Here is a 13,869-nt window from a genome sequence, read left to right on the forward strand (position 1 = left end):
GCCTCTACCTTGAACTTCGACGGAAGTCCAAGTAGCGGCACAGGCAGGTGAGTTGGCTCGATGGCGACAGATCCGGCGGATGCGGTGTCCGTCAGCGGGGTCGGGTTCGGGGACTACTACCGGGCGCATGCGGGGCCGCTCGTCGCCCTGTCGCTGCTACGGGGCGCGGACCTGGTGGAGGCGGCGCGACTCGCCCAGGACTCGATGGCAGTGGCCCGGCGGTGGATGGACCTGCTGGTCGCGAACGCGGCCGGGGCCGCGAAGGACACCAGGACCCCCGTGGTCACCGCGCAGGCACTGCGGGCCTGGACGTGCCGGATGACCGTCGGCGGCGGCTGCGGAGCGCTCCGCCCGGCGCACGGGACGGCGCCCGCCCTCCTGGGGAGGGGCAGCACCGACGCCCTGGTGCAGGCCCGGACGGTGGTGGCGCTCGCCCCGCTGAGAGAGTTGAACGAGCGACAACTCAACGTCGTCGCCTTTCGGTTGGCCGGCTGTGCGCCGGGAGCGATCGGGTACGAACTGGGTCTGTCGATGCCGAAGGTGCACCGCACCCTGCGCCACGTCGGCAAGCTGCTCGAAGCGGAGACGGGGACACGGCAGGCCGGAGGTGCCGAGGCGCAGGGGGAGGCCGAGGGGTCCGCGGAGGCAGACGTCAGGTTCGCGGAGCTGCTGGGCGAGCTGGTCGCCGCGCTGGATCCCGTACTCGACCTGCGGGCCGGGCTTGACGAGGTGAGCGGCTCCATCGGCGCGGACGGGACCACCGCTCACCGCGCCCCCGTACCGCCGCTGTGGAACCTCGGCCCTTCGCTCCCCGTGCCACCCTTCGGCGCACCGGTGCCGCACTCGTTCGCCGAGCCCGCGCCATCCGGGGTACGGGCGTACGCGGCCGGCCTCGCCCGGTACGACGCGCAGGGCCGCGAGGCCGCGCTCGGCGGGTTTCCCGCGGTCGAGCTGGCGGCCGTACGGCTCGGATCGGTGCTCGCCCTTCAGGTGGAACGATTCCGGCGGGAGGCCGAGAGGTCCGGGACGCGGGCCACCGGGGACGAGTTCCGGAGGGAGGACGCCCGGGCGTTCGCGGTCGCACTGGCACAGGACGCCGCGCTCGCCGCCCCGATGTTCGACGCGGTGAAGGACCTCGACGTCCCGCGCCGCGTCGGCTTCCTGGCGGCGGGCCTCGCCCATGACGACCCCTGGACGAACGAGGTCTCCTACGACGGGATCGAAGCGTCCCTCGCCCTGGTCCAGTTCCGGCGCGCGGCGGTGCGGGAGGCGCTGCGCGCGTCGCACCGGCCCGGTGCGGACACCTCCCCTCAGTCCGGCGGCTCGCTCACCGAGGCCCTCACGCAGTCCCTGCGCGACACCCACCGGATGATCCACCAGCTCGACGAACTGAACGGCGACCTCTCGCGTGCCGAATCGACCCTGCCGGACGGCTACTACGTCGACATGACCCGGGACTTCGACCTCCACCAGAGCTTCCACGCGGACCTGGCCCTCGGCATCGACGCCGTCCGGGAGGCCCTGTCGCAGCCCTAGGGGGTGTCGTCGGCGCCACAGGCGAGCAGCGCGAAGTCCGCGGCTTCCCCGTCCGGCAGGAGACCTCAGGCCGGGCGGGGGTCCGGCGCCCACTGTCCATCCAGGTGAGGCTCCTCCGCGTCCGCCGCCCCGAGCAGGGCCTTCGTCACCAGGTGCCGGGGGGCCTCGAACAGCTCCCGCGCCGTCCCCTCCTCCACCACCCGGCCGCCGTCCAGGACCGCGATCCGGTCGGCGAGGGCCCCCGCGGCCGCCAGGTCGTGGGTGATGAACACCAGCGAAAGGCCCTCGCGTCGCCGCAGGCCGGCGAGGAGGGTGAGGATGCCGTTCCGGGTGCTCGCGTCGAGACCCGACGTGATCTCGTCGCAGATCAGCACCTTCGGCTCCGCGAGCAGGGCACGGGCGAGTGCCGCCCGCTGGAGTTCGCCGCCCGAGAGCCCGCCGGGGCGTCGCGCGGCGGTCTCCTCGGGGAGCCCGAGGTCGGCCAGGACCCGCGCCGCCGTCCGCCGCGCCTCCTCCTTCGCCGTACCGCGCAGCCGTACGGCGGTACGGGCGACCTGGTCGAGGACCGGGCGGTACTCGTCGAAGGCCGACTTCGCGTCCTGGAAGACGTACTGGACGGCGGCCAGTTCCGGGCGCCGCCGCGAGCGCAGGCTGCGGGCGAGCGCGGTCCCGTCCAGCACCACCTCGCCTCGGTACGTGGCGTGCAGCCCCGCCAGGCAGCGCCCCAGGGTGGTCTTGCCGCTGCCGGAGCGGCCGACGACGGCCAGGCACTCCCCCGCCGCGACCGAGAGCCCCACGTCGTCGAGCACGGTGAGCGGGCCGTGCGCGGTGCGATGGCGGGCGGTCAGGCCACGTGTCTCCAGGCGGACGGCGCCCCTCGGGCGGGCGACCGGATCGGCAGGGGGCGTCTGGTGCGGCAGCACGGAGAGGACCGAGGCCGGTGTGCCCCGGTCCACCACGCGGCCGTCGCGCAGCAGCACGACCTCGTCGGCGAGGAGCCGTACCGCGTCGAGGTCATGGCTGAGCAGCACCACGGCGATCCCGTCGCGCGCGACCGTGGCCAGCTGCGCCACGATGCCCTGCCGGGTGACCGCGTCCTGCCCCGTGGTGGGCTCGTCGGCGACGAGGACGCTCGCGCCGAGCAGGAACGCCTGCGCGAGGACCACGCGCTGTTGCTGCCCGCCGGACAGCTGGTGCGGGTAGCGGCGCAGCACCTCGTCCGGGTCCGGAAGTTGGGCGCGCCGCAGGGCTTCGCGGACCCGTTCCAGGGACTCCGCCCGGCTTCCGCCGCGCAGCCGGGCGATGTCACGGAGCAGCGCCCCGACCCGGCGGGCCGGGTTCAGGGCGGTGGCCGGGTGCTGCGGCACGTACCCCACGGCCTGCCCCGCGGTGCGGACGGTGCCGGACACCCGGGCGCCCTCGGGGTACTCGCCGAGGAGCGCGCGCCCGGTGGTGGTCTTGCCGCTGCCCGAGGGCCCGACCAGGGCGGTCACCCTGCCGGGGTGGACGGTGAGGCTGATGCCGTCGACGACCGGGCGGCCGTCGACCTCGACGCGCAGTTCCCGTAGCTCCGCCACGGGCGCCGCCTCGGCACGCGGGTTCGTCACGTCGTTCCCTTCTCGCGGCCGCCGCGCTGCAGGGCCGCGTCGAACAGCAGATTGGTGCCCATGGACAGGGCGGCGATGAGCAGGGCGGGCACCACGACCCCCCACGGCTGGAGGAACAGTCCGGTCCGGTTGCGGTCGACCATGACGGCCCAGTCGGCAGCGTCCGGCTGGACGCCCACGCCGAGGAACGCGGCCGTGGAGACCAGGTACAGGGCGCCGGTCAGCCGGATGCCGGCGTCGGCGGCGAGGGTACGGCGCAGGGCGCGGGCGACGTAGCCGAAGGCCGTACGCCACCACGACTCGCCCTGCATGCGGAGGGCTTCGACGGCGGGCCGGGCGGAGACCTCCACGGCCGCCGCGTGGACGACCCGGGCCGCGTCGGGCACGGCGGCGAGCCCCACCAGGACGGTGAGTCCCACCGGGCCGGGGGTGAGGGTGGCCGCGACGAGCAGCACGAGCAGCAGGGACGGTACGGCGATCAGCACGTCCAAGGGCCGCATGAGCGCCTCCTCCAGCCGGCCGCCGCGGGTCAGCGCGGCGGTGAGGCCGAGGGGGACGGCCACGGCGTACGCGAGGAGGGTGGCGGCGACGGCCACGAGCACCACGGGCCGGCCCCCGAGCAGCACCTGGTGCCAGACGTCCCGCCCGGTGAAGTCGGTACCGAGCCAATGCCCGCCGCCGGTCGTGTACGACACGGAGCGGGGGCCGGGAGGTCCGGCGAACAGCGGGCCGAGGAAGGCGAGCAGCAGCGGCAGCGCGATCAGGCCCAGGGCGAGCGCGTACCGGGAGCGGGAGGGGGAGCCCGAGCCGGTCGTACGGCTACCTCCGGGCGGCAGGGGGGTCACGCGGCCACCTCCGAGCGTGGGGCGAGTCTGCGGGCCAGCAGGTCGGCCGCGATGTTGACCAGCACGGTCACCACCCCGAAGACCACGGCCATGCCCTGGATCACGGGGACGTCGCGGGCGGCGACGGCCTCGATGAGGACCGTGCCGAGTCCCGGGATCACGAACAGGGCCTCGACGACGATGACTCCGCTGAGCAGCCAGTCGCAGGTGCGGGCCAGCTGCTGGGCCGCCGGGGCGAGGGCGTTCGGCAGGGCGTGGGCCCAGCGGACGCGGGCGCCGGACAGGCCGTAGCGGCGGGCCTGGGCGACGTACGGCGAGGCCATGGCGTCGATCATCCCGGCGCGGACGAGCCGGCTGATGGTGCACACCGGCCTGGACAGGAGGACGACGACGGGCAGGACGAGCACGGCGGGCGCGGCGGCGAGGGCGGCGGGGTCGGTGCCGACGGCGGTGGGGGGCAGCCAGCCGAGCCACAGGCCGAAGACCGTGGCGAGGAGCACGCCGAGGGCGAACTCCGGTACGGCGTGCACCGCGAGGGTGAGACCGCTGACGGTGCGGTCGACCGCGCCGCCCTCGCGGCGGGCGGCGAGGACGCCGAGCCCGACGGAGAGCGGGACGAGCAGGGTGAGGGTGGCGCCCGCGAGGATCAGGGTGGGGCCGAGGCCGGCGGCCAGATAGCTGGTCACGGGCCGTCCGGACACCAGGGAGGTGCCCAGGTCGCCGTGGAGCAGGCCGCCCGCCCACTGGAGGAACCGTTCGACGGCGGGCCGGTCGAGGCCCATGGTCTCGCGGATGCGGGCGATGCGTTCCGGGTCGGGCTGGTCGCCGGCGAGGGCGACGGCCGCGTCACCGGGCAGTGCCTCGGTGAGGACGAAGAGGAACAGCACGAGGGCCGCCGTCTGCCCCAGGCCGAGGAGCAGGCGGCGGCCGACCCAGTTCAGGTGCGGGGTCACGCGAGCCAGAGCTTGTCGAAGCGGGCCCAGTCGAGGGTGTTGGCGGGGGCCTTGCCGGACACCCCGCGCACGGCGGGCGCGGTGGCGACGATCCAGTCGGCGAAGCCCCAGATCAGGAAGCCGCCCTCGTCGTGCAGACGGCGCTGCATACGGGCGTAGAGGGCGGCGCGCTGCTTCTCGTCGCGGGTGGCCTGGGCCTGCTGGTAGAGGGCGTCGAAGTCCTTGTGCTGCCACTTGGTGGCGTTGGTGGTGGACCCGGTGAGCAGGCGCTGGGAGACGTGGGACTCGATGGGCATGGCGCCGGACCGGTAGGAGGCGAAGCTGCCGTTGCTCAGGATGTCCTTCCAGTACGTGTCCTTGTTGCCGACCCGGACCTCGACGGTGACGCCGGCCTTCGCGGCCTGTTCCTTGAAGATGCCCGCCGCCTCGATGAAGCCGGTGCCGGCGGGGGCGGTGTCCAGGGTGACCTTGAGGCCTTCGGCGCCGGCCTCCTTCAGCAGCGCGCGGGCCTTCGCCAGGTCCTGGGTGCGCTGCGGGAGGTCGGAGGCGTAGTACTGGTAGCCCTTGCCGAAGAGGTCGTTGCCGATCTCGCCGGCACCGGAGAGCGCGCCGTCGACGAGTTCCTGGCGGTCGGCGATGAGGAAGAACGCCTGGCGGACCCGCTTGTCGTCGAAGGGGGGCCGGTCGGTCTTCATCACGAAGCCCTGCATGCCGCTGCCGGGCAGGCGGATGATCTCGATCCTGCCCCTGCCCTCGTGGGTGCGGGCGCTGGCGGGGGTGAGCTCGTGGGCGTACTGGACCTGGCCGCCGAGCAGGGCGCTGACGCGGGCCGACTCCTCGGTGGCGATGACGAACTCGACCTGGTCGAGGTGGGGGGCGCCGTCCCAGTAGGTGTCGTTGCGCTTGACGAGGAGCGAACTGCCGGGCTTGAAGGAGACGAAGCGGAACGGGCCGGAGCCGACGGGCCGGTCGAAGTCGGTGCTGCCCTTGGGGACGATGTACGCGCCGAACGCGGCGAGCACGTTGGGGAATTCGGCGTACGGGCGCTTGAGCCGGAACTCGACGGTGGACGGGTCGAGGGCGCGGCTCGCCTTGAGGTCGATGGGTTCGAGGGAGGCCTTGGCCCGGAAGGTGCCCTGGGGGTCGGCGATGCGGCGGTAGCTGTGGAGGACGTCTTCGGCGGTGACGGGGCGGCCGTCGTGGAAGGTGGCCTCGCGCAGGGTGATCTTCCAGGTGTCGAGCCTGGCGTTGGGCTCCCAGCGTGCGGCGAGCCGGGGTACGGGGGCGAGGTCGGCGCCGAAGTCGGCGAGCTTGTCGAAGAGGGCCTTGGCGCGGGCCGCGTCGACGAACAGGTTGGCGGCGTGCGGGTCGAGGGTCTCGCCCGCCCCGCCGCCCGCGAAGGCGGCGCGCAGGGTGCCGCCGCGCTTGGGGGTGCCGTTCCGGGGACCGGCGGCGGGATCGGCGGCGGTGCCGGTTCCGGTTCCCGTCGAGCAGCCGGCGGTGAGGGCGAGGGCGCCCGCGGTGGCGCCGGTGGCGATGAGGAAGCCTCTGCGGGCGAGGGCGGGGCGGGGGCGGGGATCGTTCACGGTGTGCTGTCTCCGTTGTCGGTGGGAGGAGAGGTGAGACGGGCGACGAGGTGGAGGCGGTCGGAGCGGGCGGTCCCGTACGGGGCGGCCCCCTCGCTCCAGGGCGGTTCGGTGCGGGGCCCGGGGCCGTCGTGGAGGGCGAGCACCTCGAACCCGGCGGTGGTGAGGAAGTGCCGGAGCTCCTGGGGGAAGAGCAGCCGCCAGGCCGAGTGCTGCTCCTCGGGCGCCGTTCCGTCGTCGGCGGTCCAGGTGCGGCGGCGGCGCAGGAGTTGTGCGCCGTGGTCGATCCACAGGGTGGTGCGGGACGTGTAGGTGGTGCCCTGCCAGTCGAAGGAGGCGGTCCGCGATCCGTCGAGCAGCTCGGTGTTTCCGAGGAAGAAGGCGCCGTTGCGCATCTCGGCGACGAGCAGCCCGCCGGGTGCGAGGTGGGCGCGGCAGCGGGCGAGGAACGCCGTCAGGTCGTCGTTGGTGTGGCAGTACAGCAGGGCGCTGTCCAGGCAGACCACCGCGTCGTAGACGGTCCCGAGGTCGAAGTCCCGCATGTCGGCGCGGCGGTGGGCCGGGCCGGGGTGGTGGGCGCGGGCGTGCGCGAGCATGGCCTCGGAGGTGTCGATGCCGGTGACGTCCCGGCCCGCGGTGCCGTGCAGCCAGGCCGCGTCGCGGCCGGTGCCGCAGCCGACGTCCAGGACGCGGGGCCCGGAGCCGTACCGGGTCAGTGTCTCCTCGGTCCAGCGGGCCGCGAGGTGGTCGGGGTCGGGGAACCGCTGTTCGTAGAGTTCCGGATGGTCGGTGAGCAGGTTGGCGCCACTGGTCGCGTGCGCGGTCACGTGGTCTCGCTTCGGGGTCGTACGCCGGTGGGCGCGGGCGGGGGCGGCTCTGCGGGGTCGCCTTCGGGCAGGGCCCCGCGCCGCCGCAGCCGGGCGACGGCGACCGCGGAGCCCATGCCGAGGGCAGTGCAGCAGGCGTAGGGCAGCCAGCTCAGGCCGGTGGTTCCGGCGGTGTCCATGGACCAGCCGACGCCGGCGCTGCCCGCCGCCGCGGCGACGCCTGAGACCAGGTAGAACAGTCCGTAGTAGGTGCCGGTGAGGCTCTCCCGGCCGAAGGCGGGTATCAGCTCCATCACGAACGGCGAGGCGATCATCACGCCGACGTGCAGCAGCAGCGCCCCGGCGAGCACCGTGAGGAGGCGCAGCGGGTGCGGGTCTGAGGCGCCCGCGACCAGGGCAGGCGGGACGAAGCCGAGGCCCATCACGGCGAGGCCGGTGGTGATCCAGCGGGCGCGGTCGCCGCGGGCCTTCAGGGCGCGGGTGATGCGCAGTTGGAACAGGAGGCTCGTGACGGTTCCGGCGAGGAACAGCAGGCCGGTCGCGCCGTCCCAACCGGACGCGTGGGTGGCGGCGTGCGGCAGCAGCAGGTACAGCTGGTTCTCCAGGCCGTACATGCCGATCATGGCGAGGGAGAACGCCAGGAACCGGCGGTTGTGGAGCGTCTCCCCCCAGTCGCCGAGCAGCGGGGTGTCGGCCGTCGGCACCGGGCGGGCGGGCAGGACGAGGAGCTGGGCGAGGGTCAGTACGGCGAAGACGGCCGCGGCGGCGACGGCCGCGGCACGGAAGTCGACGAGCAGGAGCAGTCCGCCGAGCAGCGGGCCGAGCAGGGCGCCGGTCGTGGCGAACACGTTGAACAGGGCGAACGCCTCGGCCTTGCGGTCCCCCGCCTCCTGGGCGACGTACGTCCGGACGGCGGGGTTGAACAGGGCCCCCGCGAGGCCGCTGAGCACGGACGCGGCCAGGAGCAGGGGCAGGGTGTCGCCGAGGGCGAACAGGCCGAAGCCGACGGTGCGCAGGGCGCAGCCCGCGATGATCACCCCACGGGCGCCGAGCCGGTCGGAGGCCGAGCCGCCGATGAGGAACAGGCCCTGCTGGCTGAGGTTGCGCAGGCCGAGGACCACGCCGACGACCGCCGCCGAGAGGCCGAGGTCGTCGGACAGGTGGGTGGCGAGGTAGGGGACGAGCAGGTAGAAGCCCGTGTTGACGCCGAGCTGGTTGACGAGGAGCAGGCGTACGGCGAGGGGGAAGGTCCGTATCGCGGCGAGGGTGTTCATGGCGCGGCCGCCTCCGCCGCGCCCTGGTCCCGGAGCCCCGCGGAAGCTGTCGCCCGGGCACGCGGCTCCGCCTCCGTGCGTCTCACGCCGAGGCCCGCCCGGCCCGAGGGCCGTACCGTTCCGTCCCGGCCGCCGATGCCCGTCCAGGGGTCGTCGGCGAGCAGCAGGTGCCCGTCGAGGTCCACCCAGCGGGCCCGGTCGGCGAGGTGGACGGCCGGGGCGATGCCGAGGGAACTGGCGGTGAGGCAGCCGAGCATGAGCTCGGTGCCGCTGCCGCGCAGGGCCTCGTGGATGCGCTGGGCGGCCCGTACTCCCCCGCACTTGGCGAGTTTGACGTTGACGCCCTGGACGAGCCCGGCGAGGGCGACCGCGTCCTCGTAGGAGACGGCGTCCTCGTCGGCGATCACCGGGACCGGGGACTCCTTCGCCACCCGGGCGAGCGCGGCGTGGTCGCCGGGCGCGATCGGCTGCTCGACCGCGGTGACGCCGAGGGCGGCGAACCGGGGCAGCAGCTCATGGGCCTGGCGTTCGGTCCAGGCTCCGTTGGGGTCGAGGAGGAGGCTCGCCTCGGGGGCTCCGGTGCGGACGGCGTCGACGCGGGCGAGGTCCTCGGCGGGGTCGGGGGAACCGGCCTTGATCTTGAGGACGGTGAAGCCGCTCACGGCGAGCCGGGCGGCCTGGGCCGCCGCCGGTACGGGGGCGACGATGCCGATCGTCCGGGCGGTGACCGCGGCCGGTGCGTCGGGCGAGCCGAGCATCAGGTGGGCGGCGCGGCCCGACCTTTTGCCGGTGAGGTCGAGCAGGGCCGCCTCGACGGCGGCGAGGACGCCCGCCGGGAGTTCGGGCGTGAGGCCGGCCGTGGTGGGGTCCTCCCAGGCGGTCTCGGGGTCGGGGAGCCGCTCCAGGAGCGGGCGGACGGCGGTGAGGTGGTGGACGATCCTGTCGGTGGGCAGGCCGAGGTAGTCGCTGCTTACGGCTTCGCCCCAGCCGCGCAGGCCGCCCTGTTCTATGCGGATCCAGACGGCGTCGCGGCGGGCCATCACCGAGCGGGAGATCCGCAGCGGTTCGGCCAGTTCGAGTGCGGTGGTGTGCCAGGTGACCTTCATGCGGCACCTCCGGGCGTACGGGTCGGGGCCGGGAGACGGCTCGGGGGCGGTGGCGTGGGGTCGAGGACGCGGCGGCAGCGGGCCCAGCCGACGGCTTCCGCGGCGCGCGGGTGCACGAGTTCCAGCGGGCGTACGCGGAGTTCGGCCGTGTCGAGACCGTGGGCGTGGCAGAAGTCGTCGTCGTAGACCGTGCCGAGGTAGCGGTGCGGGCCGTCCGGGAAGACGGTCGCGACGACCGCGCCCGCTTCCACCCGGGCGGCCCAGGCGGAGACCAGGGCGACGGCCCCGGTGCTCCAGCCGCCGCTGACGAAGTTGGTACGGGCGAGCCGGCGGCAGGCGTCGACGGCCTCGGCGGGACCCACCCAGTGGACCTCGTCGAAGAGGTGGTGGGCGACGTTGCGGGGGTGGATGCTGCTGCCGAGTCCGCGCATGAGGCGGGGGCGGGCGGGCTGGCCGAAGATGGCCGAGCCGACGGAGTCGACGCCGATCACCTTCAGGCGGGGCCAGCGGCGGCGCAGCGGGCCGACGAGCCCCGCGCTGTGGCCGCCGGTGCCGACGCTGCACACGAGGATGTCGAGGTGGTCGAGCTGGTCGCGGAGTTCGGCGGCCATGGACGCGTATCCGGCGGCGTTGTCCGGGTTGTTGTACTGGTCGGGCCAGTAGGCGTCCGGTGTCCGGGCGAGCACCTGGTGGAGCCGGGCGATGCGGGCGGCCTGCCAGCCGCCCTCGGGCTCGGGACGGTCGACGAGTTCGAGCCGGGCGCCGTAGGAACGCAGCAACTGCCGCATGCTGGGCTCGAGTTCGATGTCGCCGATCAGGACGACGGGATGGCCGAGGGCCTGTCCCGCGAAGGCGAGTCCGATGCCGAGGGTGCCGGAGGTGGACTCGACGACGGGCGCCCCGGGCCTGAGTTCGCCGCGGCGGCGGGCGCCGCGCAGCATGGAGAGCGCGGCCCTGGCCTTCATGCCGCCCGCGCCGAGGCATTCGAGCTTCGCCCAGAACCCGGGGTGCGAGAGGGGCAGTTCGGTGGTGATCCGGGCGAGCGGAGTGCGGCCGATGAGCGGCAGCAGGCCGGGGTTGGCGGCCGCGCCGGCCGGTTGCCGGTGCAGCACGGGAGCGATGGTCACCGGGGGCCTCCGTCGCGGTGGGTCACGCCGGGGCGGGCGTCGGGGCCGCCGTAGCGGTGGATGACGCCGGGGCCGCCGTCGAGCCAGAAGAAGGGGTACGGCTCCGCGGACACGGCGGTGATCCCGGCGCCGAGCAGTCGGGGCAGGACGGCGCTGCCGGTCTGCGCGAACATGACCAGCGGCTTGCCGGTCGCGGCGGCGTGGTCGAGAAGTGGCTGGAAGGTGCCGTTGCCGAGGGTCATGCCGGAGGCGAGGACGGCGTCGCAGTGCTCCAGTTCCGCCAGGGAGTCGGTGCGGACGGCCTCGCCCCATTCGGTGCGGCCGCCCTTGAGGTCGCAGGGCACGTAACCGGTGCCGCGTTCCCGCAGCCGCTCCAGGAGGGAGTTGACGACGCCGACGACGAGGACCCGGTCGGCCCCGGTCTCCGGCAGGAGGTCGACGACCGCGCGCGCCCGGGCCCGGGACCGCTCCAGGGAGCTGCCGGACGGCAGGGTGACGGCGTGGGCGCCGTGTTCGGGGGTGTGCGGGCGGGTGTGCATCAGGTACGCGTCGAGGGCGGCGATCCGTACGGGGAGCAGCGGGTGGCCGAGGAGTTCCGCGACGGTGGCGCCGACGCAGTCGTCGAGGGCGGCCGGGCCGAGCGCCCCCGGCTCGACGGCGCAGGAGCCGACGGCCGCGTGGAGGCGCAGGCTCAGGACCTCGTTGCGGTAGCCGCCGGCGCGGCCGTCGTGCCGGACGGCCTGGGAGGTGGAGAAGGCCAGCGCCACCCGCTGCCCGGCGGGGTCGGGGCCGTAGGCGCCGGCGCGCACGGCGTCGACGAGCCCGTCGACGGTACGGACGGCGGGCTCGAGGACGGGTGGGGCGGCGGGCCCGGCGGCAGATCCGGCGGCGGGGTCGGCTGCGGATCCGGCAGCCGGATCGGCTGCGGGGTCGGCTGCGGGCTCATGGAACGTCGGCGCGCTCGGGCTTCTCACGCGGACACCGCCGGGGAGCGCTCGTAACAGGGGCGCAGTGTGGCGACGAGGTGTTCGGCCGCGGCGCGGGCGCCGTCCCCCTCCGTGTCGACCGTCATGACGTGGCCCAGGTACTCGTTGTTGCTGGCGGCGGGGCGGACGGTGCGGCCGGATTCGGCGAGGGTCAGTTCCCGTACGTCGGGCCGGTCCTTCAGCGCGTCGGCGCCTTCGATCGCCGTGAGGGTTCCGGCGGTGTCGGGCAGCAGGAAGGCGATGGCGGCGCTCCGTACGCCGGTGAGGTGCGCGGTGAGGTCGGGGGTGCGGCCGAGGGCGACGTCGACGGCGGCGGCCGCGAGGTCGACGCCGGTGACGTGCCGGACGAGTTCGGTGATCCGGTTTCCGGCGGGCCGGGGGTTGACCTCGACCACCCGGGGTCCGTACGGGGTCAGTTTGATCTCGGTGTGGCACACCACGTCGTCGAGGCCGAGCGCCTTGACGGCCGCCGTGGCGGTGTCGACGGCGGCCGCGGTGTCGGCCGGCGCGAGGGCGGCGGGGAACATGTGCCCGGTCTCGATGAAGGCGGGCGCGCCTCCGATGCTCTTGTCTGTGACGCCGACGACGTGGGTGGCGCCCCGACAGGACACGGTCTCCACGCTGACCTCGGGTCCGGTGAGCAGCTCCTCGAGGAGGAGGACGGGGGCGCGGTCCTGGCCCCTGGCGTTGACCGGGAAGTCGGTCAGCGCGCGGCAGGCGTCGGCGAGTTCACGCTCGTTCCCGACCTCGCGGACCAGCATCCCGGCGCAGAGGTCGACGGGTTTGACGACGAGCGGGTAGCCGATCCCGCGGGCGGCGTCCGCGGCCTCGGCCGGGTCGGCGCAGACGGCGTACCGGGGGCCGGGCACGGCCGCGTCGGCCAGGAGCCGCCGGGTGAGGTCCTTCCGGCAGGCTCCTTCGACGGCGTCGGCCGCCGGGCCCGGGAGGCCGAGCCGCTCCGCGACGCGGGCCACCACGGGCAGGTAGTAGTCGCAGGAGGAGAGGACGCCGTCGAAGCCGAGCACCGCGTGCAGCCGCTCCAGGTGGGGCAGCAGCGTGTCCGGGTCGTTGGTGTCGACGGTGAGGATGTTGCGCGCGGCGAGCAGAGGGTGGGGCCCGTCGGCGGGGGCCGCCCGCAGGTAGTGGTGCAGGTCCCGGGTGACGAAGGTGAACTCGTGTCCGCCCTCGCGGATCGCCCGGGGCAGCAGCCTGCTCATCGACCCCACCCAGCTCTCGATCACCAGCAGATGTCCCACGCGACTCCCTCTCGGACGGGCCATGCGGCCGCTGTGACGGCTCGCTCCCCGCGAGCCGGAGCAGACGCTATCTGAAATCGTTTTCATTTCCAACAGGTGGCTTCTTCGGGTACCGTGCCGCCATGGATCAGCGGGAACAGATCGGAATCGGCCGCTACTTGGTGCGGCACGCACGCCCGGAGGACCTTCCGGGGGCACGCAGCGTCATGCTCGACACGTTCTACGGCGAGTTCGGATACGGGTACGTGCCCGAGTGGCACGAGGACGTCGTGGACCTCCGGCGCAGCTACCTCGACCACCCCCGGCACGCCCTCCTCGTGGCCGTACTCGACGGCGAGGTCGTCGGCACCACCGCGGTGAACTCCCGGGGTCCGGCCCATCCGCCGCACCCCCGCGCGCTGGCCGACCGGTATCCGTCGGGGCGCACGGCCCAGCTGCTCCGGGTGTACGTGCGCCCGGAGCACCGGCGGCACGGGCTGGCCCGCGTCATGGTCGGGGCGGCCTGCGCGTACGCCGCCGCCGTGCCCGGCTACGAGAGCGTCTACCTGCACACGAACGTCGACATCCCCGGCGCCGAGGCGTTCTGGCGCGGCCTCGCGACCGAGGTCTTCGACGCCCGGACGACGGGCGAGCACGGCGGCTTCGGCACGGTGCACTTCGAGATCCCGCTGCCCGCGCCCGTCGCGCTGACGGCGGCTTCCACCGGCTGACCCACGGCGGCCCCGGTCACGAGGTCGCGCGGTGGCGCCGAACGAGTGGACTCGCC

12 protein-coding genes are annotated in these 13,869 nt (G+C 74.5%); 2 read left to right on the forward strand and 10 right to left on the reverse strand.

The window, feature by feature from the left end:
- Positions 1-60 precede the first annotated feature (60 nt).
- Entirely contained in the window at positions 61-1,536 is a 1,476-nt protein-coding gene (locus ACIRB7_RS17100) for a hypothetical protein (protein ID WP_403598666.1), read from the forward strand.
- Between the two features lie 65 nt (positions 1,537-1,601).
- On the opposite strand, the gene ACIRB7_RS17105 is transcribed toward ACIRB7_RS17100, so the two are convergent.
- The 10 genes from ACIRB7_RS17105 to ACIRB7_RS17150 form a co-directional block, all read right to left on the reverse strand.
- On the reverse strand, positions 1,602-3,143 hold the full coding sequence (locus ACIRB7_RS17105; protein ID WP_403598668.1) for an ABC transporter ATP-binding protein: 1,542 nt from the start codon (positions 3,141-3,143) through the stop codon (positions 1,602-1,604).
- On the reverse strand, positions 3,140-3,988 hold the full coding sequence (locus tag ACIRB7_RS17110) for an ABC transporter permease (protein ID WP_403598671.1): 849 nt from the start codon (positions 3,986-3,988) through the stop codon (positions 3,140-3,142). Before ACIRB7_RS17110 ends, ACIRB7_RS17105 begins: the two co-directional genes overlap by 4 nt.
- Positions 3,985-4,950 carry an ABC transporter permease gene (locus ACIRB7_RS17115; protein WP_403598862.1) on the reverse strand — a complete coding sequence of 322 codons (966 nt, stop codon included), beginning with the start codon at positions 4,948-4,950 and terminating at the stop codon, positions 3,985-3,987. The genes ACIRB7_RS17110 and ACIRB7_RS17115 overlap by 4 nt, the downstream gene beginning before the upstream one ends.
- Complete coding sequence (locus ACIRB7_RS17120) at positions 4,938-6,527, reverse strand: ABC transporter substrate-binding protein (protein ID WP_403598674.1); 1,590 nt, start codon at positions 6,525-6,527, stop codon at positions 4,938-4,940. The genes ACIRB7_RS17115 and ACIRB7_RS17120 overlap by 13 nt, the downstream gene beginning before the upstream one ends.
- Entirely contained in the window at positions 6,524-7,354 is an 831-nt protein-coding gene (locus ACIRB7_RS17125; RefSeq protein WP_403598677.1) for a class I SAM-dependent methyltransferase, read from the reverse strand. The genes ACIRB7_RS17120 and ACIRB7_RS17125 overlap by 4 nt, the downstream gene beginning before the upstream one ends.
- Positions 7,351-8,628, reverse strand: a complete 1,278-nt coding sequence (locus ACIRB7_RS17130; RefSeq protein ID WP_403598680.1) for an MFS transporter — start codon at positions 8,626-8,628, stop codon at positions 7,351-7,353. Before ACIRB7_RS17130 ends, ACIRB7_RS17125 begins: the two co-directional genes overlap by 4 nt.
- Positions 8,625-9,734 carry an enolase C-terminal domain-like protein gene (locus ACIRB7_RS17135; RefSeq protein WP_403598683.1) on the reverse strand — a complete coding sequence of 370 codons (1,110 nt, stop codon included), beginning with the start codon at positions 9,732-9,734 and terminating at the stop codon, positions 8,625-8,627. The genes ACIRB7_RS17130 and ACIRB7_RS17135 overlap by 4 nt, the downstream gene beginning before the upstream one ends.
- Positions 9,731-10,846 carry a PLP-dependent cysteine synthase family protein gene (locus ACIRB7_RS17140; RefSeq protein ID WP_403598865.1) on the reverse strand — a complete coding sequence of 372 codons (1,116 nt, stop codon included), beginning with the start codon at positions 10,844-10,846 and terminating at the stop codon, positions 9,731-9,733. The genes ACIRB7_RS17135 and ACIRB7_RS17140 overlap by 4 nt, the downstream gene beginning before the upstream one ends.
- An 11-nt stretch (positions 10,847-10,857) precedes the next feature.
- Entirely contained in the window at positions 10,858-11,670 is an 813-nt protein-coding gene (locus ACIRB7_RS17145) for a Rossmann-like domain-containing protein (RefSeq protein WP_403598868.1), read from the reverse strand.
- Between the two features lie 161 nt (positions 11,671-11,831).
- On the reverse strand, positions 11,832-13,103 hold the full coding sequence (locus ACIRB7_RS17150) for an ATP-grasp domain-containing protein (RefSeq protein ID WP_403598685.1): 1,272 nt from the start codon (positions 13,101-13,103) through the stop codon (positions 11,832-11,834).
- A gap of 122 nt (positions 13,104-13,225) precedes the next feature.
- On the opposite strand from ACIRB7_RS17150, the gene ACIRB7_RS17155 reads away from it, so the two are divergent.
- Entirely contained in the window at positions 13,226-13,813 is a 588-nt protein-coding gene (locus ACIRB7_RS17155) for a GNAT family N-acetyltransferase (RefSeq protein WP_403598687.1), read from the forward strand.
- The last annotated feature ends 56 nt before the right edge of the window (positions 13,814-13,869 follow it).

Origin of the sequence: Streptomyces sp. NPDC093795 (genome assembly GCF_044764665.1) — a bacterium.
Lineage (GTDB): Bacteria > Actinomycetota > Actinomycetes > Streptomycetales > Streptomycetaceae > Streptomyces.